Here is a 21,091-nt window from a genome sequence, read left to right as displayed (position 1 = left end):
ACTAAGCGGCCGGCTGCCTTTTTGCCGTGTCCGGACGCGCGATGCGCCGGTTACGCCATTGGGCGCAATATGTATCCTTTGCACGCGATCGTTCAGTCAAATCCAACATATCCGCCACGCCGGACGATGCGCCGAGCGCGGCCGTCCTTACGCTGAAAACCCCCGTCATGCCTGGCATGGCGGGGGTTTTCAGCATGACAATTCAGATTCGACATATTTACGGTTCGGCCGCCGATTTCCTAGAATGTGTCGTAAGAAGCGGGCAAGACGGAAATGAATACGCTTGCTTAACGGAATCGAACGGCCTTCATGCGGATACGGCGGAAGAGCCATGGAAAGGAGACGGTGCATGTGAAAGCAAGTCAAGCGCTGACGTCCCGGACGCGGACGGCCGGCCTCAAGGAAGTCAAGAAGGGCTCCCTGCGAAAACGAATTCTGCACAACTGGGAGCTGTACCTGTTTATGGCGCCGTGCCTGCTGTATTTCCTCGTCTTTCATTACGTGCCCATGTACGGGGTGCAGATCGCGTTCAAAAACTTCCTGCCTTCCAAAGGCATCCTCGGCAGCAGCTGGGTCGGCTTCGACAACTTCGAACGGTTCTTCAATTCCTACTACTTCTGGGACCTCTTGTGGAACACGTTCAGCATCAGCCTGTACGAACTGGCGGTCGGATTTCCGCTGCCGATCCTGCTCGCGCTGGCCTTCAACGAGATCAAGAACGGGTTCTTCAAGCGCAGCGTGCAGACCGTTACCTACGCGCCCCACTTTATCTCCATCGTCGTCATGGCGGGCATGATCATCACGTTCCTCAGCCCGTCCTCGGGGATTCTGATTCGGATGATCGAATGGGTCGGCCTGCAGCCGGCGTCGTTCCTGGAGGATCCGCGCTGGTTCAAGACGGTCTACGTGCTCTCGGGCGTGTGGCAGAGCGCCGGCTGGGGGACGATCATCTACCTCGCCGCGTTGTCGGGCGTTGACCCGCAGCTGCACGAAGCGGCGATCGTCGACGGCGCCAGCCGCCTGAAGCGCGTGCTCCATATTAATATCCCGACGATCGTCCCGACGATCGCCATCCTCTTGATCTTGAACGTCGGCAACATCCTCGGCGTCGGGTACGAGAAGATCCTGCTGCTGCAAAACTCGCTGAACATCGAATCCTCCGATGTCATCTCGACCTTTGTCTACAAATCGGGCTTGCTGAACAACCAGCTCAGCTTCTCGACGGCCGTCGGGTTGTTCAACTCCGCGATCAACGCGATCCTGCTCCTGACGGTCAACCGCATCGCCAAAAAAACCAGCGACAACAGTCTGTGGTAAACGAGGAGGCCACCGCGATGGTATCGGCAATCAAAGAATCCAAAGGAGACAAGCTCTTTCTCGTCCTGATCTATCTCTTCTTGGCGGCGGCGCTCGTCATCGTGCTCTATCCGCTGATCTACATGGTCAGCGCGTCGATCAGCACGCCGAAGTACGTGAATTCCGGGGAGATGTGGCTGCTGCCGAAGGGGCTCACGCTCGAGGGCTACAAGCTCGTGTTCGATAACGCCAAGATCTGGCTCGGGTACCGCAACACGATTCTGTACACCTTCATCGGCACGCTGCTCAATTTGGCGGTGACCCTGCCCGCTGCGTACGCGCTCAGCCGCGGCGATTTCGTCGGCCGGCAGTTCTTCATGATCCTGCTCTTGATCACGATGTTCTTCGGCGGCGGCCTGGTGCCGACGTATCTGGTCGTCAAGAATTTGGGCTTGATCGATTCGATGTGGGCGCTCATCCTGCCGGTCTCGGCATCCGTGTGGAACATCATCGTGGCGCGGACGTTCTTTCAGTCGACGATTCCGAAGGAGCTGCAGGAGGCGGCGCATATCGACGGCTGTACGAATTTGCGGCTGTTCGCCCGCATCGTGCTGCCGCTGTCGGCGCCGATTATCGCGGTCATGGCGCTGTTTTACGGCGTAGGGCATTGGAACAGCTATTTCTCCGCGCTGATCTATCTCCAGGACAATACCAAGTTTCCGCTGCAGATGGTGCTTCGGCAGATTCTCGTGCTGCAGCAGATGGGCGCCGAGACGACCGGAGCGGTGCTGAGCGGCGAGGCGGCCAGCCTGGCCGCGTCCAAGGCGGAGATCGCCTCCATGGTGAAGTACGCCGTGATCATCGTCTCCACGCTGCCGATCATCGCCGTCTATCCGTTCCTGCAGCGCTACTTCGTGCAGGGCGTCATGATCGGCTCGGTGAAGGGCTGACCATTCGCGATTCCGCGCGAATATCCGAAGCTCCGGCCGTTCCCCGAACGAGGCGAGCGAGCTGATCGCTTCGAACGGCATACGCTTTTGTTTCAGGGAATCGGACGTCTTCGTTTATTATAAACACAACGGCAGGTTAGCTAAGGGAGGAGCGCGTTATGAAGACAGGAAGAAAGAAGTGGAATCTGCTGCTAGCGGGCACGATGCTGGCGGGGGCGCTGGCCGGCTGCAGCTCGGCGGGCAAAGAGGCGGAGAACAAGCCGGGCGCCGCTGCGGACAACGTGAACAAGGAAGGCTTCCCCGTGGTCAATGAGCCCTTGACGCTCACCATGATGGGACCGGACGTGGGCATTCAGAATTGGGACAAGATGCCGCTGTTTCAAGAGATGGAGAAGCAGACGGGCATTCATATGACGTTCCAAAACGCGCCGAAGGACGCCTTCGAAACGAAGAAAAACCTGGTGTTCGTCAGCGGGACGTATCCCGACATCTTCTACGCGGCGGGATTGACGCCGGCGGAGCAAATGAATTACGGCGAACAGGGCATTCTGCTCCCGCTCGAGGAGCTGATCGAGGGCTATGCGCCGAATGTCAAGAAGATTCTCGATGACAATCCCGAGATTCGCAAATCGATCACCGCGCCCGATGGCCATATCTACGCGCTGCCGGTCATTGAATTTAACCAGCCGTGGTACCGGAACCCGCTGTGGTACAACGGCGAATTCCTGAAGGCGCTCGGGGTGACCAAGCTGCCGGAGACGACCGAGGAGCTGTACGCCTACCTGAAGCGGGTCAAGACCGAGGATCCGAACAAGAACGGCCAGCCCGACGAAATTCCGCTGTCCTCCGCTTCGCCCGGCAACAGCCTGCGCGATATTCGAACGTGGCTGCTCGGCGCCTTCGGCATCTACGAGGAAGAGATTTACGTGGACGACAGCGACAAGGTGCACTACACCCCCATCGAAGCGGGCTACAAGGACTACTTGACCTACCTGAACCGGCTCTGGAAAGATGACCTGCTCGATCACGAGAGCTTCTCGCAGACCAGCGAGCAGCGCGAGGCGAAGGCGCGCAACAACCAGCTCGGCTTGTTCTCGGCGTGGACGGCGTTCCAGATGATGGGTGAAGAGCCGAATACCGACGACCCGATGTTCAGCCCGGTGAAGAGCGATTCCGTGGCTAAGCCGGCCATCGCCAAGAACAAAGGCATCAACACCGGCGCCTTCGCCATCTCGAAGACGAATCCGTCGCCCGAAGCGTCCATGCGCTGGGTCGATTACGCCTACTCCGTGGAAGGCGCGACGATGTTCAACAAAGGGCCGGAAGGCATTCTGTGGAAATACACGGACAAGGCCAGCTTCACGAAAGAATACTTGCCCGTGCCGGACGGCGGCGACCGCGAGGAATACCGTTCCCGAATTACGCCGAACTACGGGATTCCCGCGCCGACGATCAACCTGCCGGAGATCGACAAGGGGCTGCTGGGCGACGTGGACGCCTGGATCGCCAACGAGACCAAGACGAAGCTGCTCGACCGCGGCGCCCGCATTCCGTTCCCGGTGCTGTTCCTGACGCCGGAAGAGCAGGCGGAGGTGACGGCGATGACGTCCGACCTCAATACGTACGTGCGTCAGATGGAAGCCAAGTTCGTGACCGGCGCCGAGCCGCTGACGAATTGGGACGGCTATGTCGCGACCATTAAGAAGATGGGCGGCGAACGCATGGCCGAAATCTACCAAACCGCTTACGACCGCTGGAAGGGCAACTAATCCGCGGAAGCCTGCTGAGGAGGAAGCAATCCCATGAACATTACCCGGCATCCCGCCAATCCCATCGTGGTTCCCGGCAAGTACGAATGGCGGAAAGCGACGGTCTTCAATCCGGCCGTCATTCTCGACGGCGATACCTTCTATATGATCGAACGGACCGCAGGATCGCTGACCCCCTGCAAAAACTATCTCGGTCTGCTGCGGAGCGAGGACGGCGTGAATTTCACCCACGTGAAGGACGAACCCGTCCTGACGCCGGACGAGCTGGGCTTCCCGTACGGCAGCGTGCAGGATCCGCGCGTCGTGAAGCTTGACGGCACATTCTACATGAATTACGCGCTGCGTCCTTGCGCGATGAACTACTATCCGACGAACACGGGCGTTCCGGAACGTTCCTTCCCGGCGTATCCGGACGGCTGGGGCGAACAGGAAGGCCATTGGCTGACCCGTTCGTCCATCGCGAAATCGCAGAATCTCATCGACTGGGAGTTCGTCGCGGATACGACCGAGCTGACGATTAACGACCGGGACAATATTCTGTTCCCGGAGAAGATCAACGGCAAGTACGCGCTGCTCCGGCGGCCGGAGGAGTACGTGGGCGAAGCGTACGGCACGGAGAAGGCGGCGATGTGGATCACCTACTCCGAGGACCTGGTGAACTGGGAAGCGCCGAAGCTATTGGCCAAGGCCGAGAACATGGCGTGGGAATCCCGCAAGATCGGGGGCTCGACGCCGCCGGTCAAGACGGACAAGGGCTGGCTCGTGCTGTATCACGGCGTGGACGACCAGATCGTGTACCGGGTCGGCGCGATGCTGCTCGACCTCGAGAATCCGGAGAAGGTCATTGCCCGGACGCATCGCTTCATCATGGAGCCGGAGACGTATTACGAGAAATTCGGCTACCAGATCCCGAACGTCATCTTCCCGACCGGCAACGTGGTGAAGGACGGCCTGCTGTACATTTATTACGGCGTGACGGACACGGCGATCGCCCTGGCGACCGTTCCGCTCGACGAGTTGGTGGACTACGTCCTGCATGAGCCGAAGGAGTAACCGAGCGGATAGGCACGCAGGATCGGCAGGCGGATAGGAACGCGACAAGGAGCTGTCTAACGTCACCCGTACGTTAGACAGCTCCTTGCATGCGGTTGCCGGACGCTTACGCCTCCAGGGAGACGGAGCCGTGCAGCTTGCGGTATTGGCCGGGGGTCAAGCCGGTTTCCTTCTTGAATTTGCGGATGAAGTTCGGCGCGTCCAGATAGCCGACGCGCTCGATGATATCCTTGAGCGGCGCGCTGGTATGCACGAGCTGGCGGGTTACTTCCTTAAGCCGGCATTGCCAGATGTATTCGGTGAAATTCAAGCCGATTTTCTCCTTGAAGCTGCGGCTGAGATAGGAGGTGGAGGTGCCGTACTTGAGGGCGACATGCTCCAGGCTGAGCGTATAATCGGCATAGTTCGCTTCGACGTAGGCGACGATTTCGTCCATCAGCGTCGGCTGCGCCTCCTCGGTCCGGTCCGTAGCCGCGAGGCAGATGCGCATGGCGAGGGAGCGCAGCTTGCTCTCGAGTCCCTCGAGCGTTTCGAACGCGTGCAGCGAGGATAAGTCGCCGCGCACGTCCTCGATGCCGAGCTCGGCGGCGGTCCGCAGCAGCGAGTTCAGCACGTCGAAGCACAGGCAGCGCAGCAGGCCGACCGGCAGCGTTTCATGCTTGATCTTCTCCATCATGCTCGCGATCAGCTGAAGCGCCGTGGCTTCGTTGCCCTGCTTGAGGCTCTGCTCCAGCTTGAGCAGCCACTTCTTGGGAATCCAATAGCTCTCGCCGGACATGGCCGAAGCCGGCGGCTCCGCGAGCTCCTCGAAGTAAGCGATGCGACCGCCGTCCGTCAGCATCCGCTGCTCCAGCGCCGAGGCCGCTTCGAGGAACGACTGGTTCAGGCCGGACAAGCCGCCGTATACGGTGCCGACGCCCAGATTGGGCCGCTGCGGCAATTGTTCCGCGAGGCGGCGGTCGAGCTCGGCGAGGATCCGCCTGACGCGCCGCGCCTCGTCGTCTTCTTCCGCCGGCAGCAGCATGACCAGGAGGGCGAGCCGGTGGCCGACGGAGAACTCGACGCCGTAGAGGCGGGCCCGCAGCTCGGGCAGATCCAGCTGGTGGAGTAATGCGCGCAGCGCCTGCTGGCGGGTCCACGACCCTTCGTCCCGGTGCTGCTCGTCCAGGCTCAGGATGACCGTGAAGCAGCGGGCGTTCTCGGGCAGGTCCAGCCCGGACCGGACGATCATCCGCTCGATCTCGGGGTCGTCGGGCTTTCCATGCTTGAACAGCAGCATGAGGCATTGGTTGCGCACGAACGGCTCCTGCATGTCGATGCGGGCGTGATAATCATGGATCGTTTGCTTGATCCAGTCCCATTCGTTTCGGCTCTTCGGCGTATCCTTCGCGTCCTGCCGCAGCGAAGCGAACTCCAGCAAATCGCGAATCGGGTGATACTGCCTTCTGGCGAGCAGCATGGCCACGACGATGCCGGTCAGCGCTGTGAAGACGAAGACCAGCAGAATGATCGTGCGGATCTGGGCGACTTGCTCGAAGAATTGGTAGCTCGGGATGGCGGTCGCGTACGTCCAGCCGTTGGTCTTGGACTTGACCGTGACGACGGAATAGCGTTCGCCGCCGAGCACTAAGCTGTGGATGCCCGGGGCGAGCGCGGTTAAGGAGGCCACGTCCTGTCCGCGAAGGGCGTCGCCCCGGTTGTTGGCCGTCAGCACGTCGCCCGTGCCCGAGAAGATGTAGCTGCTGCCGGAGAAGTCGTTCAGGATGGAATCCATCATGCCGGTCAGCTGCGCTTCCTTAATGAGATACAAGATCGTGCCGTACGGGTAAGGGTCATTGGGCTTGATCGGCACGAGCATCGCCAGCAAGGACTCGCTCCGCGAACGCACGCTGACCGTTTCGGCCGGCCGGACGGTGTTGAACGGCGTTTGGTTGAGCGCCTGTTCGATGCCGTCCGGCCGCCAGCGTTCGAACCGGTAGATGTTCTTGAAGACCAGGTCGAGGTTCGACATCCCGAGACTGGAGTACACGCGGTCGTCGCCGCGATAGTAGAGGAACAGCTCCTCGAGTATCGTATTGCTGGTCTTGTAGCGCGCGAGCGAGGCGATGGCGTCGCGGCTGTAGTACGGATGCGAGACCATGTATCTGGTCAGATGCTCGTCGAAGGCGATCGTGTTGGCCGTCTCGATCAAGTTGTTCATCTGATTGTCGATGGAGAGCCGCACCTGGTTGAGCTGATTGACGTTGGACTGCTCAATCTCCGAGCGCAAATTGCCCGTCGCGTTATGGTAGATGACGAAGGTGACCCCTGAAAGCGGAATCAAAAAAATCAAAATGTAAGACAGCGTGTAGGTGAGGAGCAATTTGGATTTAAAGCGGTTCCAAGTGAAGCGGACGCCCGACTTCTCGCGGGCCGAATGAAGAAATGCGTTCACGGCGACCTCCCGGGGATAGCGTTCGGCGAATGCGGATGATGGATGCCATCGGCCTTATTTTTTGTTTGTATAAACATTATAACGTTATGTTCAATTTAATGCTAGGATGTGTTAAGCTGTACTCGACCGAGACGTGCGTGCGGGCTGCCGGCACGGACGGGAAGGAGGCTTGAGAATCATGGGAATTGTACTGCGCAACATGAAACGGTTGAACGGACACGTATCCGACATTGTCATCGACGAAGGCAAGATCGCCGCGATCGTTCCGCCGGGGACGGGCGAGGGCGAGGTCGTCGCCGAAGGCGGCTATGTATCCGGCGGCTGGATCGACATGCACGTGCATGCCTATCCAGCGTTCAAGCCGTACGGAGACGCGATCGACGAGATCGGGGTGAAGCAAGGCGTGACCACGATCGTCGACGCCGGGAGCTGCGGCGCGGACCGGATCGGCGAGCTGCGGGAAGCCGGGAGCCGGTCGGTCACGCGGCTGTTGGCTTTCCTGAACGTCTCGCGGATCGGTCTCTCGCGCATCGACGAATTGTCCCGGCCGGAATGGATCGACGAGGCGGCGGTCCGGGAAGCGGTGCGGACCTATCCGGACTTCATCGTCGGGCTCAAGGCGCGTATCAGCCAGAGCGTGGTGAAGGAGCAGGGCATCGGGCCGTTAAGGCAGGCCCGCCGGTTCTCCGCGGCGACGGGGCTGCCCTTGATGGTGCATATCGGCTCTGGACCGCCCGCGATCGCCGACGTGATGGCGCTGCTGGCGCGCGGCGATATCGTCACGCATTATCTGAACGGCAAGGCCAATAACCTGTTCGACGCGCAAGGACGGCCCATCCCTGCACTGCTGGACGCGGTGGCACGCGGGGTGCACTTGGACGTCGGCCACGGGTCGGCGAGCTTCTCGTTCCGCGCGGCGGAGCAGGCCCGGGCTGCCGGCTTGCCGCTGCATACCATCAGCACGGATATTTACGAGGACAATCGGCTCCGAGGGCCGGTCTACAGCCTGGCCGACGTCATGAGCAAGTTTCTCGATCTCGGGTACGGCCTGCGGGAGGTCGTCGACGCCGTGACGGTGAACGCGGCCGCTTGGCTCGGCCGGCCCGAGCTTGGCGAGCCGGCCGTCGGCGGAATCGCGAATCTGACGGTGTTCGAGGTCAAGCAGGGCTGCAAGACGCTGACGGATTCCGAAGGGGCTTCGCGAACGGCGAGTACCTATATTGAAGCCAAGGGGGCAGTGATCCATGGATCGTACTTTGCATGCTAAATACGGATTGAAGCGGGTCGTCAACGCCAGCGGACGCATGAGCATCCTCGGCGTCTCCGCGCCGACCGACGGCGTCATGGCGGCGATGAAGACGGGCGGCCAAAGCTATGTGGAAATGGCGGATCTGGTGGACAAGTCCGGCGCGTACGCCGCGAAGCTGCTGAACGCCGAGGACGCGGTCATCGTTAATTCCGCCTCCAGCGGGATCGCGATGACCGTCGCGGCCGCCGTCACGCGGGGTGACGAGCGCGCGAGTTTGAAGCTCCATCAGGAGCTCCCCGAGCGCAACGAGATCGTCCTCTTCAAGGGACATAACGTTCAGTACGGCGCCCCGGTCGAGACGATGGTCGCGCTCGGCGGCGGGAAGCTCGTCGAAGCCGGCTACGCCAACGAGGGCCGCAAAGAGCATCTGGAGATGGCCATCGGCGCGCGCACGGCGGCTATTCTGTTCGTGCAATCGCATCATAGCGTGCAGAAGAACATGATCAAGGTCGAGGAAGCCTGGGAAGTGGCGCGGCGCCGCGGGGTCCCGCTGATCGTCGACGCCGCGGCCGAGGAGGATCTGCGGAAATACCCGGCCTGCTCGGACCTCGTCATCTACAGCGGCTCCAAGGCGATCGAAGGCCCGACCTCCGGCATCGTGGCGGGCAAGGCGGCTTACGTGAGCTGGGTGAAGACGCAGCTTCGCGGCATCGGGCGGAGCATGAAGGTGGGCAAGGAGTCGATCTTCGGCCTGCTGCAGGCGCTGGACGAGTACTTCGCGAAGGAAGACAGGAGCGGGCAGGAGCGCGCCGCGCTCGGTGCGCTCGAATCGCTGGGCGCGCTTCCGGGCGTCGCCGTCTCCATCGTCCAGGATGAGGCCGGCCGGGCGATCTTCCGCGGCCGGATCCGAATCGACGAAGCGGCGGCGGGCCTGTCCGCGCGGGCGGTCAACGACGCGCTCCGCGGCGGCGGCATAGCCGTCTATACGCGGGATTACGGCGTGGTGCAGGGGTACTTCGACATTGATCCGCGCTCGCTGCAAGGCGACGATCTGGCGGTCATTATCGGCCGCATCCAAGACATTATCGGAGGGAAGCAATAATGGCGGACATCTATTCGCGGTTGTACCGCGACAAAGCGGCGCTGAATGTGCTCGCGGGCAGCATCGGCAATGCGCGCGAGATCTACGAGGCGGCGGAAGGCCACGTGGTCGTCGGCGTGCTCTCCAAGGCATATCCCGACGTTCCGTCCGCCGTCGCGGCGATGAAGCAATACGGCGCGGCCATCGGCGACGCGGTATCGATCGGCCTCGGCGCGGGAGACAACCGGCAGGGCGCGGTCGTGGCCGAGATCGTCAAGTCGTACGCGGGCAGCCACGTCAATCAGATCTTTCCGGCCGTCGGCGCCACCAGCGCCAACCTGGGCGGCCGGGAGAGCTGGATCAACGCGCTGGTCTCGCCGTGCGGCCGGCCCGGCTATGTGAATATCTCGACGGGCGTGTTCAGCGCGGCCGCCGCAGAACAGGCCGTCGTGCCGGTCAAGGCGGCGATCGCGCTCGTTCGGGACATGGGCGGCCACGCGCTGAAATATTTCCCGATGCAGGGCTTGAAGCTGGAGGCGGAATACCGCGCCGTCGCCCAAGCCTGCGGCGACGAGGGCTTCGCGCTGGAGCCTACCGGCGGCATCGACCTGACCAACTTCGGGCGGATCCTGGAGATTGCCTTGGAGGCCGGCGTTCCGCGGGTCATTCCCCATGTGTACTCCTCGATTATCGATCCGGCGACCGGCGATACGCGCGTGGAGGACGTACGGACGCTGATCGCAGAGCTGAAAGCGACGGTCGATCGGCATGCCTAGGATCGCCGCGTTCGGCGAGGTGATGATGCGCCTGGAGACGCCGGGCTTCTCGACGCTGTCCCAGAGCGGCAGCCTCGCGTATTCGTTCTCGGGGACCGGGGTCAACGTCGCCTCGGCGCTGTCGCGCTTCGGCCATGAGACGTATCTGGCCAGCACGCTGCCGGACAATCCGCTCGGCGACGCCGCGCTTGCGCATCTGCGCAAGCTGGGCATCAATACGGCGTTCGTGAACCGGGGCGGCCGGTATATCGGCATGTATTTCCTGGAGCACGGCTTCGGCCTCCGTCCGAGCCGGGTGACCTATACGGACCGGCTCGGCAGCAGCTTCAACACCGTTCCGCGCGATGCGGGCGATTGGGAGCGGATCGCCGAGGCGGCGGACGCGGCGCATTTCTGCGGGATCACGCTGGCGATGAACGAGCTCGCGCGCTCGCAGATGAAGCAGCTGGCCCGTGCGGTCAAGCGCCGCGGCGGCAAGGTGGTGTTCGACTGCAACTACCGGCCGTCGCTGTGGGGCGAAGGCGGGCACGCCGCGGCGGCGCCGCATTATCGCGAGATGCTGGAGCTGGCGGACGTCGTCTTCATGAACGAGCAGGACGCGCTGCTTACGCTCGGCATGACGAGCAGCGGTGCCGATCGTCTGGCGCAGCTGCATGACCTGATCCCGCAGGTCGCGCAGACCTACGGGATCGACGTCGTCGCGGGCACGCACCGGCAGGTGAACGGGGACAACACGCACACGCTGGCCGGTTATTTATACCGGGACGGGACGTTCTGGTTCGCCCGGCCGTCGACCTTCCCGGTGTACGACCGGGTCGGCGCGGGCGATGCGTACGCGAGCGGCATCATGCACGCGTGGCTGCGCGGCGACGATCCGCAATACGCGGTCGAGTTCGCGGCCGCCGCGGCCGCGCTCGCGCACACGGTGCACGGGGATACGCCGCTGGCCGCGGAAGCGGACGTGATCCAGGCGCTGTCCCGTACGGCCGGCGATATCGTGCGCTAACCAGGATGACGAAGAAAGAGGAGCAAGCATGACCATCTCACGCAAGAAAGGCCCGCTGTACCTGCAAATCAAGAAGATCGTCAAGGACCGTATTCTGCACGGGGTCTACCCGCTGGGCGGCCATATCCCGCCGGAGCCGCAGCTGGAGAAGGAGTTCAACGTCAGCAAAATGACGGTGCGCAACGCGATCCGGGAACTGGCGGAGGAAGGCTACGTCGCGAAGAAAAGCGGCGTCGGCACCATCGTGCTCACTAATGTGTCGGTCTCCCGGCTCTCGAAGGGCAAGCGGTTCACCGAGCTGCTCGTGGAGGAGGGGCATCGCTTGGAGAAGCGGATGCTGTCCATGACCGTCGAGCGGCCGGAGCCGGGGACCGAGCTGCATGGCCTGCTGGGTCCCGAATCGATTCGCATCGAGCGGCTGTACGTGTTAGATGACCGTCCCTACCTGCATATCCGGCACGAGCTGGCCGCATCCCTGCTGCCGCAGACGGAGCGGGAGGCCGGCGGGCCGGCGTTCGAATCGCTCTACGATTTGCTCGAGGAGCAAGGTATCGTGCTGGACAACTTCCGCGATGCGTTCTCGGTCGGCACGGCTTCGGCGGAGACCGCGGGTCTGCTCGGAATACCGTCGGGGACGCCGCTGCTCGTGCGGCAGCGGCGCACGTACGACCTCGAAGGTCGGCTCATCGAGTACAGCACGGGTTATTACCAAACGGAGCTGCAGCCGTATCTGGTCCGTTACGACGCGTAAAGCGGACAGGGACGCGAGGACCTTCGGGTAAGATGCCGGCAAACCCGCTGGACCGGGGCACGCGGCCGGCCGGGGGCGAGCGGCCGAATCGGGGCGTACATTTCCCGGCGGGCAGCATCCGCAGCATCGGCAGCAATGGCAGCAACGGAGGCGTCCGCAGCACCAGCAGCAACGGAGGCAGCCCGCATTTCCGCGCGCATGAAGAAGGACCGTTGGAGGTTGAACTCCAACGGTCCTTCTATTTCGTTATGGTACGCTATTCGTTCGAGCGGGCTCCTGCACGCGGTTCTGCCGCGCGATCAGTTGATCCGGTTTCCCGCTTGGAGCAAGTGGAACATGACTTTGGCAGCCGCTTCGCGCGTCGTCGCGTCGGCCGGCCGGAAGAACCGGCTGCCTTGCGCCTCGACGCCGTTCATCAGGCCGGCTTCAGTGACGGCCCGAATCGCGTCGGCTGCATAGGCGCCGAACGTCCCCGCATCGGCGTAGACGATGCCGCCGCCGGCAGCCGGGTTCGCATGCAGCACCGTGAGCGCGCGGTTCAGCATGACGGCCATGTCTTGACGGCTCACGGGCGCATTCGGAAGGAAGCGTCCGTTGTCGCCGGTCACCAGGCCAGCCGCGTGAGCGGCAGCAACCTCGGCGGCGAACCAGTCATTCTCGCGCACGTCCGTGAACGGCGCTGCCGTGTCAGAGGTCTTCAGGCCGAGCGCTCTGACCAGCATCGAGGCGAATTCGGCCCGCGTTACGTTGCGTTTCGGCTCGAAGGTGCCGGCCGCTGTGCCGTTCATCATGAACTTGGCGGCGAGCTTCGAGATCTCGTCCTTCGCCCACGAAGAGCCGATATCCGAGAATGCGACGCTGCGCACCGCCGCCGCATAGGTCGAGAAGCCCGGACGCGCCACGGTCACGATCGTGCCGCCGTCCTTGCCGGCCTTGAAGGTTGCGGCTGCCGGACGTACGGCGCCGTCTTCTTCGTACAGAGCGCCGGCCGCCGCGGCTTGGACGTCTCCGTCGACCAGGAAGGCGCGGGTCACCGTGTCTTGAACGGAGAGCGGAATCGGTGTCTCGCGGCCGTCCTTGACGCTGCTCGCTTCGAAGGCGATCGGCGTGCCGACGATACCGGCATCCGGATAAGCCGCCTCGAAGCGCTTGACGGCATCGCCGTCTTTCTTCATTCGGATGACCAGACCTGCGTCCTCCGAGAGATTGCGGAGCGCGGAGATCGGGAGCGCGACGGCTGCGTCGTTCAGGGCGAACACGACCGTGCTGTCCGTCGGCGCGGATTTCAGCCGCTGCGCTTGCGCCGGCGTGAAGCGCAGCACCGCTTCTGCGGCGTCCGCGGAGGAAGCCGAGGCGACGAGCGCGACCGGTTTCGCCGCGCCTTCAAGCGCGCGGTCCAGCGCGGCATCCTCAACGGTTGCGGTCAGCACGCCGTTATCCGTGCTTGTCTTCGTATCCAGCGTCACCGCCGTTTGCGCGGCGCCGACAACCGATGCCGCGACATCCGTGCCGTTATCCGCCGGCGTCGACGTTTGCGGCGAACCGGAGACCGGTTGACCGCCGCCACCCGGATTGCCGCCACCCGGATTGCCGCCTCCAGGGTTGCCGCCTCCTGAATTACCGTCTCCCGGCTGACTGCCGCCGCCGGTATAATCGTTGTCTACGACGAACCTGGTATTCGAGAAATGAGCGGCAGATGTGAAGCCGAAGATGGAATACGCCGTCACGGCGGAGAGCACGTACTCCCCGTCGGGCAGCGAAGACAGATCGAAAATGCCGCTCTCGCCGCCAGTTCCGTCCATATAACTGCCGTTAAAGTCTTCGATGACGTAATCGCCCTTCGACACGAAGGATTCGAAGCCGTTCTTGGTGCTTCTCCAATCCGCGAGCAGCCCGTAATAGTTGCCGTCGTTGTCGACAACGGCGAGCTGCAGGACATTATAGCCTTCGCCGTTGTAATGCAAGGTAATGTCGATCGGCGATTCCGGAGATACGATCCTATTCGAGACCTCGATGCCCCCGAACGCGTTCTCGTTCTCGAGCGATTTCTTCCCGATGTGGAAGACGAACGGCAGGTGAAGGGTCGGAACGCCGTCGCTTTCCAATACGACTATCCCTTCGTACACGCCTGGCTTAGCGTCCGGCTTCGCTTCGACGGACAGGCCGAAGGTGCGGGATTTCCCGGCGCCGACGGCGAGCTTGCCGTCCGCATCCAGACCGGTCAGCTTGACGGAGATGCCGTCCCAATCCGGGGTGCTGACGTATCCGGGCTTGTTGGTGAATTCCTGGTGAAGCTCCGTCTTGGCGGCGTAAGTCACCGTCTTGTCAGTCACGCTCTTCAGCTGAAGCGTGCTCTCGGCCTTCGCGTCGACGGCCGGATCCACGACGCCGAAGGCGACGCTGCTGGCTTCGCTCGGAAGCGTGACCGGCTTCATGTCCTTGTCCAAAATCGTGATCTCGTCCAACGATTTCAACAATGCCGCCGTATGCAGGGCATTGACTATATCGGCGCGCCCGGCGCCTTGCGAATAAGCATCGTACGTCGTGCCGTTCTCGTCCGCCAAGGGATCGGACGTATTCGCGAGCGCCGCCCGGACGTCCGAAGGCGTCCAATCCGGAAATTTATCCTTCAGCAGCAACGCGAGGCCGGCGATATGCGGCGTCGCCATGCTGGTTCCGCTGTAACGCTCGTAGGCATCGTCGTAGCTGATACCCGGGTGCGCTGCGCCGTAGGCGGGGACCGACGACCGGATGAGGTTGCCGGGACCGACGACGTCCGGTTTGATGCCCAGTCTGCTGTCCTGGTTCGGCCCGCGCGAGCTGAATTCCGCCATGGTATCGCCAGGCAGGGAGACGTTCTTGAAGGGCTTGTCGAACGTCAAGGTAACCGATGCGTCCGGCTGCTGCAGCATGGCCCGAACCAAGGCGCGGCCTTCCTTGCCCGCCATGTCGAAGGTGGGGATGAAGCTGTCGCTTTGGCCTTGGAAGCCCATGTACCCGATATAGCCGTCCCGTGCCGGAATTGATTCCGATAGATCGACGGTATTCGGACTAAAGATGTCGAGGGCGTCATTCGTCGTGCCGTTGAAGATGACGACCGCCTTGGCGCCATGCTCCCGGGCGGTGACGATTTGCCGGCCGTAGGGAATTTGACGGCTGTTGTGCGTCCGCGTGACGATGACGATTTTGCCCGTCACGTCTTTATCCCTGTAATCGCCATCGTCGCCGAAGCCGAGATAGACCGCTTCAATCGGATCCGTCCCGAGGAGGGCGGCGATATCCGTGCCGGGTGCCCAGCCCATCGCGTGAAGCGCGTACTCTTGACCCGTCAAGGAACTGCTGGCGACCGCCTCGTACGTGTCGATCCGGCTGGTGGCGGCGCCGACCGTAATGCCGAGCTCCGCCGTCGACGGGGAGCCGAGGGAATAATAGTAAGGCGCGTCCATGGCGGCGTTGCCTGCCGCGATGACGGGGACGACGCCGGCGAGCGCCGCGTTGTTGATGGCGACCGCCTCCGCGGAATACGGGTCCTTCGTTCCATCGTCGCCGAGCGACAGGTTGATGACGTCCATGCCGTCCTTGACGGCGTGCTCGATGCCGTCGACGATCATGGCCGAGGAGCCGGTGCCCAGCAAGCCGCCCAACACTTTATAAACGTATAAGTCCGCTTCGTAGGCAACTCCCTTCTGCAAGAAACGGCCGCTGGCGTTCGCGGCGCGTCCAGCGATCGTGCCGGAGACGTGGGTACCGTGGGCCGTACCCGCGACCAATTCTTCGGGAATGGCGATGTCTTCATAGGGATCGTCGTCGTTGTAGTAGGAATCGTGCCCGCCTTTGAACGCGTCCTTCAGGTCGGGATGCAAATAATCGATGCCGGTATCGATGACGCCCACTTTGAGCCCTTTGCCGGTGTAGCCTTCCGCCCAAGCCTCGTCGACGCCCAATTGCTCCAAGGGGGTCATATCGATCCGCGGATCCTCCGCGTTCGCCTCGGAGGTTTGGACCGGCTTCGCCGTATAGGTCAAGTTCGGATAGATCGCGCTCACGCCCGGAAGCTTCGCCAGCTGGGCGACGCGTGTGCCCGGCAGCGTGACCGCCATGCCGTTCAGCACCTGACTGTACCGATAGCCGACGTCCAGGGTCAGCCCGCTGGCTTTGGCGGATTTCAGAAAAGCGGCTTGCTCGGTCTGCACCGCTTTCGCGGTCGCTTCGGCCGCCAGGGCTTTATTCCCCTTGCCCGCGGCGTATTTGCCGACGGCCGCGGGCGGAGCGCTCAATTGCACGATGACGCTGACCGGTCCCGCGGAAGACGTGTCGATCTTCGGCGATATGCGGCGGTCGACCGAGGCGCCTAGATCGGCAGCCAAGCTGCGCTTCCAGTCGTTCTTGAAGGTCTCGAACAGATTGATGTCCGGATCCGCCGCAGCGGATGCCGGGAGCAGACCGTTCGGTGCGGCGCCCGCGGAGGCGGAATAGGCAGGCTGGAACAGGGAAGCCGCCAGGATGGTCGTGGAGATAATGATGGACGTTACCTTAGGAATTCGCTTCTGCATGCTCTTCAAATCCAGGTCCCCATTTCTTAAAAGTTGTCGCTCTCGCAAGGATAAATTAAGATGCGATATCGAAGGCGTCGATCGAGACGGCGGTGCCGGCGGAGCTCGCATGCTTCTCGCCGCTGTTCACGATGCGTACGGTGTGCGTGCCCTCGGAGAGCGTCTCCGATTCGAAGACGACGGCGTCGTACTGGCGGACGGGCCGGTACAGGTCCACCGATTCCGCCAATTGTCCGTCGATGTAAATATCCGCGATGCCGCGGTTGCCGCCGACCGGCGCGATGAGGCGAACCTTCGTGCCGTTGAAGACGAGCTCGGCGTAGTCATTCTTCGTGACGGACGTCGTCACGGAACTGCCCGAGTATACTGTGCTGAAGCTCGTCGCCCACGAGCCCTCATAGTGCACCTGGAACAAATCGGCGTCTTGTACGAGACGCTTGACGACGAAAGCGTCGACGTTCACGAACGCGGGGTCGTTCTTCCGGGCTCTCGGATCGGTCTTGCCCGTCCATTCGATGCGGATCGTGTGCTTGCCATAGGCGATCGTCTTCTTGAAGAGCGTCTGCCGCTTCGATTCGGCTTCGCCGTACAAGGACACGGATGCAGCCAGCTTGCCGTCGAGATAGACGTTGGCGATGCCTTGCTGCGGATTCTTGGTTCCGATCCATTCGACGTAGCTGCCTTCGAAGGCGAGCTCGGCATGGCCCTTAGCGTCGATGCGCTTCGCGGTACCGCCGGACAGCGCGTCGTCCGATACGCGCTCCCAATCGCCGGCGTACGTGACGGCTGTCGCATCGTCCTCGTAGATGCCGGTGGCGTTGGCATGCTGCAGGCGCAACGTGTAGCCGCCCGATCCCGCGAATGCGTAGACGTTCACGTAATAGGTGCCGGATTGCTGCACGAGGTAGGTGAAGCCCTCGCCGGACGCTCCCGGATGCTCGGAAGCGGCGACGATGCCGGCCTTGCCGTGGACGGTTACGGCGGAAGGCGAGTAGAGGTAGAGATCGAAGTCGGTGCCTTCGTCTCCGGTCAGTTCCGCCTCAAGCGTCTCGCCGGCGTTCAATTCGACGGCGTACACGCGGTCCGGATCGGACGCTTCGTCGAGACGCTCGCTCACTTCTGGCACCTGGAGCGGCGTCCCGGGGATATCCTTGTCGGATAAGGCCCGATAGACGTCGATCATCTTGCCGGTCATGCTCCTGTCCGTCAGGGAGCTCAATCGCTTGCCGCTGTTCATTAAGCGCTGGATCGTCATCTTCGCGTCGTAGCTCGGATTGACGCCGAGCACCAGAGCGGCCGCGCCGGCGGCGTACGCGATGGCTGGCGTACCGCGGTTTCCTGGAATCTCGTAGTCCGACTTATCGAGGAACAGGTTGATTTGGGCATCGGAATCCCGGGCAGCGATCACATCGCCCATCGATGTATCCGGCATCGGAGCGGATTGTCCGGCAAAGATGGTGCCGTCCACGCCTTTCAAATCGTAATAGCCGAAATAGCCTTCGGTGACATAATTCAAGTGGAGCACGTCATGCACGAAGGGCGACGCTTCGCTTCCGAAGAGCGCGTCCCTGCCCGTAAGGAGCAGTCTCCCGCCCGCTTGCAGGTAACTTGTTACATTCGCCTTGTCGGTCTCGGTCAGCACCGGAGGCGCACTCGGATCCGGAGTCATGAGCCAGTTGGCGTGACCGGTGAACCATACGACGATGTCGTAGGCTTGCACGGCTTCAAGCGAAGGGCCGTCTTCGTTCTTGGCAACGGTCGCGACCTGGAACGTTCCGCGCGCATCGTCCAGCGGCATGCCGTCCGTCTCGTAGCCGGCGGACAGCAGGAAGCTCTTGTATAACTCGAGGAAGCTTCGTTCCTCCTCGTTGCCTCCGACCGAGTTGTCGTCCTGGACGAGCAGGACCGACGGTTTGTCCTTGCCTTCGGCCAAATAATCGAGCGCCGCGAGGAAGGCATCGGTCTGGAACGGGGCTGCGAAATCCTCGAAGCCGAATCCGTTATAGACCGCCCGGTACGCGCCGGTGTCGATTTGGGCGGCGTACGCCGGTTTTTCCGAAGGCACGGTCGATATAATGTCTTGGGCCGGCGCGGCGATCTGAACGGTATTCTTGCCGTAGCTTGTCAGCGGCTCGCCGAAGCTACCGATGCCGTTAACGGTCAGCACGTTCGGGAGCTTGTAGGCAGCCGGGTAGGTCGGGCTACGCTCCAGGTCTTCGCCGTAATCGCCGGGCTGCGCGACGAACAGCATGTTGGAGTGCTGCAGCGCGTCCAGCAGCAGATCGCTCGGTTCCCAGGTCACGAAGTCCAGGACGGCGATGTCGGCACCCATCTGCTCGGCATAGGCGATGCCCGCCGCGATTTGCGAGAACGTTCCGCTTCCCGTCGTCGGGGAAAACGTTTTGACCGGCAGAATCTTCGCGTTCGGGGCCACGCCCGCGATTCCGATGCCGTTGTTGATGGAGGCGGCTACGATGCCCGCGATCACCGTCCCGCTCTTGGCCGGGTCTTTCAAACCGTCGTCGGCGTCGTTGTCGTCATGATTGAAGTCCCAGCCGTGAACGTCGTCGACAAAGCCGTTGCCGTCGTCGTCGATGCCGTTACCCGGGATCTCCTTGGTATTGGTCCAGATGCTGTTCGCCAGATCCGGATGATCGACATCCACGCCGTCGCTGATGACCGCCACGACGACCTCCTTAGCGTTGTCCTGCAGGAACGGCCAGGCTTCCGGCGCGTTGATGTCGACATCCAGGCCCCCGGTGGTGTTATTTAGGGCCCACTGTTCGGGAAATAAGGGATCGTTCGGAAGAAAGGGTTCGGATGAAACGGATGCCGGCCCGTTCGCGTCGGTCGTGCCGTTCGCGGCAGTCGCGCTGCCGGCCGTGCCGGATGATGATTGCGGTGCCCGGACGGCTTGTCCGGAAGCCGCCGGAACATTTGTGCCCGATGCTCCCGAATCGGCTGTGAGGACCTGGCCGTCCGGCTCCGCGTACAGGACCGCCGGGTCGGCCTTGAAGCGGGCGAGGATGGCGGAGATATCCGCGCCTTCCGGCAGTTTCAGGACCTCGGCGCCGATTCCCGGCAGCGTGCGTGCAGGCGTGAGCCCGAGGTCCGCGGCCAGCGCTTGCGGATGGCTGCCTGCTTTGTATTTCACGATGATACTGTCGGCTTTCATGGTTTTATCGGCGCCGGCCGGCCGGGAGAGGGGCTGCGAAAGAGGGGCATCCGGGACTGTGATGATCGTCTCCGGCGCGTTCGCGGCTTCCGGTCCCATCGTCTTCCGGAGCTTCTCGGTTGCGGCGGTTCCCTGCGCCAGCGCAAGGCCGCGGTTAGGCTGGCCGAGATTCGGAACGAGCGAACCGGATAGGCAAACGAAAGATAATGAGGCTAACAAAAATAACTTGCTCTTCGAGCGATGCTTCAAGGGTGTGTCTCCTCCCACCGTGTCGATAGATTCTGAACGTTCTTGCCACGCATCGGCTGCGTTGGCGGTCTCTGAATCGTGTCTAGTGCGGCTAGCAAAACATGCGGGCGGCGCTTCCGGTTCCGCGGACAAGCGTCGAAAAGCTCGCGCAATGTGTGAATGGGGGTGTAGCGACAAACCTCCTCGTTGTATGGCCTGGGATGCGGTCCCGCTCGGTGATGCGCTCTCTCCATCCTTTTCGGGCAGGTGAGAGAACTCGGACCGAATGTCAGAATATATGACACTATCCGTCCAAATTCTGAGAGAATTATATAATCAGTAAATTTGAGGCGTCAACAAGTTTATTTTTTTAAATTTTAAGAGAGAAAAAATAACAGGAATGTGACATATAGTGACATTGTTCGGGTATTTTCGACGTATCGGGACGATCCGTTCCGCAAGTCGGGTCCGTCGGACTATCCGTCGAAGGTCCATAAGCTCATCGCCCGGCGGTTCATCCCGGATGTCGCGGCCGGCGAGGTCTGGATCCGGGGATCCAGTCATGGGAGGAACGGGAACAAGCGATACGGAATGAACGTAAGCCAGGCCGGCCGGAGGATGCGAAGCGCGAGAAGCAGCAAGAGGGGCTGTCCCAAAAGTCGTAAAGACTAGGGACAGCCCCTTCATTGTTTTAAAAGTTGTAAAAAACAAAGAAACCATTCTTTTGTAAAATGGAGGTACCACCCAACCATATACGAAAGGAACGGTTT

12 protein-coding genes are annotated in these 21,091 nt (G+C 62.0%); 9 read left to right on the top strand and 3 right to left on the bottom strand.

Annotated elements, in window-relative coordinates; translation table 11 throughout:
* The first annotated feature begins 351 nt into the window (after positions 1-351).
* From ACFPB1_RS04700 to ACFPB1_RS04685, 4 genes are all read left to right on the top strand, one after another.
* Positions 352-1,317, top strand: coding sequence for an ABC transporter permease (locus ACFPB1_RS04700; RefSeq protein ID WP_379222428.1), 966 nt, complete (start codon positions 352-354; stop codon positions 1,315-1,317).
* 17 nt (positions 1,318-1,334) lie between these two features.
* The gene (locus ACFPB1_RS04695) at positions 1,335-2,246 is read left to right on the top strand and encodes a carbohydrate ABC transporter permease (protein ID WP_379222426.1); all 912 of its coding nucleotides are present in this window, start codon (positions 1,335-1,337) and stop codon (positions 2,244-2,246) included.
* 158 nt (positions 2,247-2,404) lie between these two features.
* On the top strand, positions 2,405-4,015 hold the full coding sequence (locus tag ACFPB1_RS04690; protein ID WP_379222423.1) for an extracellular solute-binding protein: 1,611 nt from the start codon (positions 2,405-2,407) through the stop codon (positions 4,013-4,015).
* Between the two features lie 33 nt (positions 4,016-4,048).
* Positions 4,049-5,068 (top strand): glycosidase, encoded by a 1,020-nt coding sequence (locus ACFPB1_RS04685; protein WP_379222421.1) that lies wholly within the window; start codon positions 4,049-4,051, stop codon positions 5,066-5,068.
* Positions 5,069-5,174: 106 nt separating this feature from the next.
* Here ACFPB1_RS04685 and ACFPB1_RS04680 read toward each other — a convergent pair whose 3' ends face one another.
* Positions 5,175-7,502, bottom strand: a complete 2,328-nt coding sequence (locus tag ACFPB1_RS04680) for a helix-turn-helix domain-containing protein (RefSeq protein ID WP_379222418.1) — start codon at positions 7,500-7,502, stop codon at positions 5,175-5,177.
* Positions 7,503-7,680: 178 nt separating this feature from the next.
* Here ACFPB1_RS04680 and ACFPB1_RS04675 point away from each other — a divergent pair, with 178 nt between their 5' ends.
* Genes ACFPB1_RS04675 through ACFPB1_RS04655 form a run of 5 tightly spaced genes read left to right on the top strand, consistent with a single transcriptional unit; the run spans position 7,681 to position 12,365 of the window.
* The gene (locus ACFPB1_RS04675; RefSeq protein WP_379222417.1) at positions 7,681-8,769 is read left to right on the top strand and encodes an amidohydrolase/deacetylase family metallohydrolase; all 1,089 of its coding nucleotides are present in this window, start codon (positions 7,681-7,683) and stop codon (positions 8,767-8,769) included.
* Positions 8,747-9,853 (top strand): DgaE family pyridoxal phosphate-dependent ammonia lyase, encoded by a 1,107-nt coding sequence (locus tag ACFPB1_RS04670; protein ID WP_379222415.1) that lies wholly within the window; start codon positions 8,747-8,749, stop codon positions 9,851-9,853. The genes ACFPB1_RS04675 and ACFPB1_RS04670 overlap by 23 nt, the downstream gene beginning before the upstream one ends.
* Positions 9,853-10,608 (top strand): 2-dehydro-3-deoxy-phosphogluconate aldolase, encoded by a 756-nt coding sequence (gene dagF, locus ACFPB1_RS04665; protein ID WP_379222413.1) that lies wholly within the window; start codon positions 9,853-9,855, stop codon positions 10,606-10,608. Before ACFPB1_RS04670 ends, dagF begins: the two co-directional genes overlap by 1 nt.
* On the top strand, positions 10,601-11,614 hold the full coding sequence (locus tag ACFPB1_RS04660; RefSeq protein ID WP_379222411.1) for a sugar kinase: 1,014 nt from the start codon (positions 10,601-10,603) through the stop codon (positions 11,612-11,614). Before dagF ends, ACFPB1_RS04660 begins: the two co-directional genes overlap by 8 nt.
* A gap of 28 nt (positions 11,615-11,642) precedes the next feature.
* On the top strand, positions 11,643-12,365 hold the full coding sequence (locus ACFPB1_RS04655) for a GntR family transcriptional regulator (RefSeq protein WP_379222409.1): 723 nt from the start codon (positions 11,643-11,645) through the stop codon (positions 12,363-12,365).
* 299 nt (positions 12,366-12,664) lie between these two features.
* On the opposite strand, the gene ACFPB1_RS04650 is transcribed toward ACFPB1_RS04655, so the two are convergent.
* Both ACFPB1_RS04650 and ACFPB1_RS04645 read right to left on the bottom strand, forming a co-directional pair.
* Complete coding sequence (locus ACFPB1_RS04650; protein WP_379222407.1) at positions 12,665-16,918, bottom strand: S8 family serine peptidase; 4,254 nt, start codon at positions 16,916-16,918, stop codon at positions 12,665-12,667.
* Positions 16,919-16,973: 55 nt separating this feature from the next.
* The gene (locus ACFPB1_RS04645) at positions 16,974-20,342 is read right to left on the bottom strand and encodes a S8 family serine peptidase (protein WP_379222405.1); all 3,369 of its coding nucleotides are present in this window, start codon (positions 20,340-20,342) and stop codon (positions 16,974-16,976) included.
* Positions 20,343-21,091: the final 749 nt, after the last annotated feature.

The sequence above is a fragment of the Paenibacillus sp. GCM10023250 genome, assembly GCF_042653205.1.
Classification (GTDB): Bacteria; Bacillota; Bacilli; order Paenibacillales; family Paenibacillaceae; genus Paenibacillus_Z.
Note: the sequence above shows the minus strand (reverse complement) of the source record. Positions and strands in the feature narration are given on the sequence as shown.

Bases quoted from the DNA above. Each gene is read 5' to 3' on its own strand.
- ACFPB1_RS04695 (WP_379222426.1), top strand. From the start codon at position 1,335: ATGGTATCGGCAATCAAAGAATCCAAAGGAGACAAGCTCTTTCTCGTC.
- ACFPB1_RS04690 (WP_379222423.1), top strand. From the start codon at position 2,405: ATGAAGACAGGAAGAAAGAAGTGGAATCTGCTGCTAGCGGGCACGATG.
- ACFPB1_RS04685 (WP_379222421.1), top strand. From the start codon at position 4,049: ATGAACATTACCCGGCATCCCGCCAATCCCATCGTGGTTCCCGGCAAG.
- ACFPB1_RS04675 (WP_379222417.1), top strand. From the start codon at position 7,681: ATGGGAATTGTACTGCGCAACATGAAACGGTTGAACGGACACGTATCC.
- ACFPB1_RS04670 (WP_379222415.1), top strand. From the start codon at position 8,747: ATGGATCGTACTTTGCATGCTAAATACGGATTGAAGCGGGTCGTCAAC.
- dagF (WP_379222413.1), top strand. From the start codon at position 9,853: ATGGCGGACATCTATTCGCGGTTGTACCGCGACAAAGCGGCGCTGAAT.
- ACFPB1_RS04660 (WP_379222411.1), top strand. From the start codon at position 10,601: ATGCCTAGGATCGCCGCGTTCGGCGAGGTGATGATGCGCCTGGAGACG.
- ACFPB1_RS04655 (WP_379222409.1), top strand. From the start codon at position 11,643: ATGACCATCTCACGCAAGAAAGGCCCGCTGTACCTGCAAATCAAGAAG.
- ACFPB1_RS04650 (WP_379222407.1), bottom strand. From the start codon at position 16,918: ATGCAGAAGCGAATTCCTAAGGTAACGTCCATCATTATCTCCACGACC.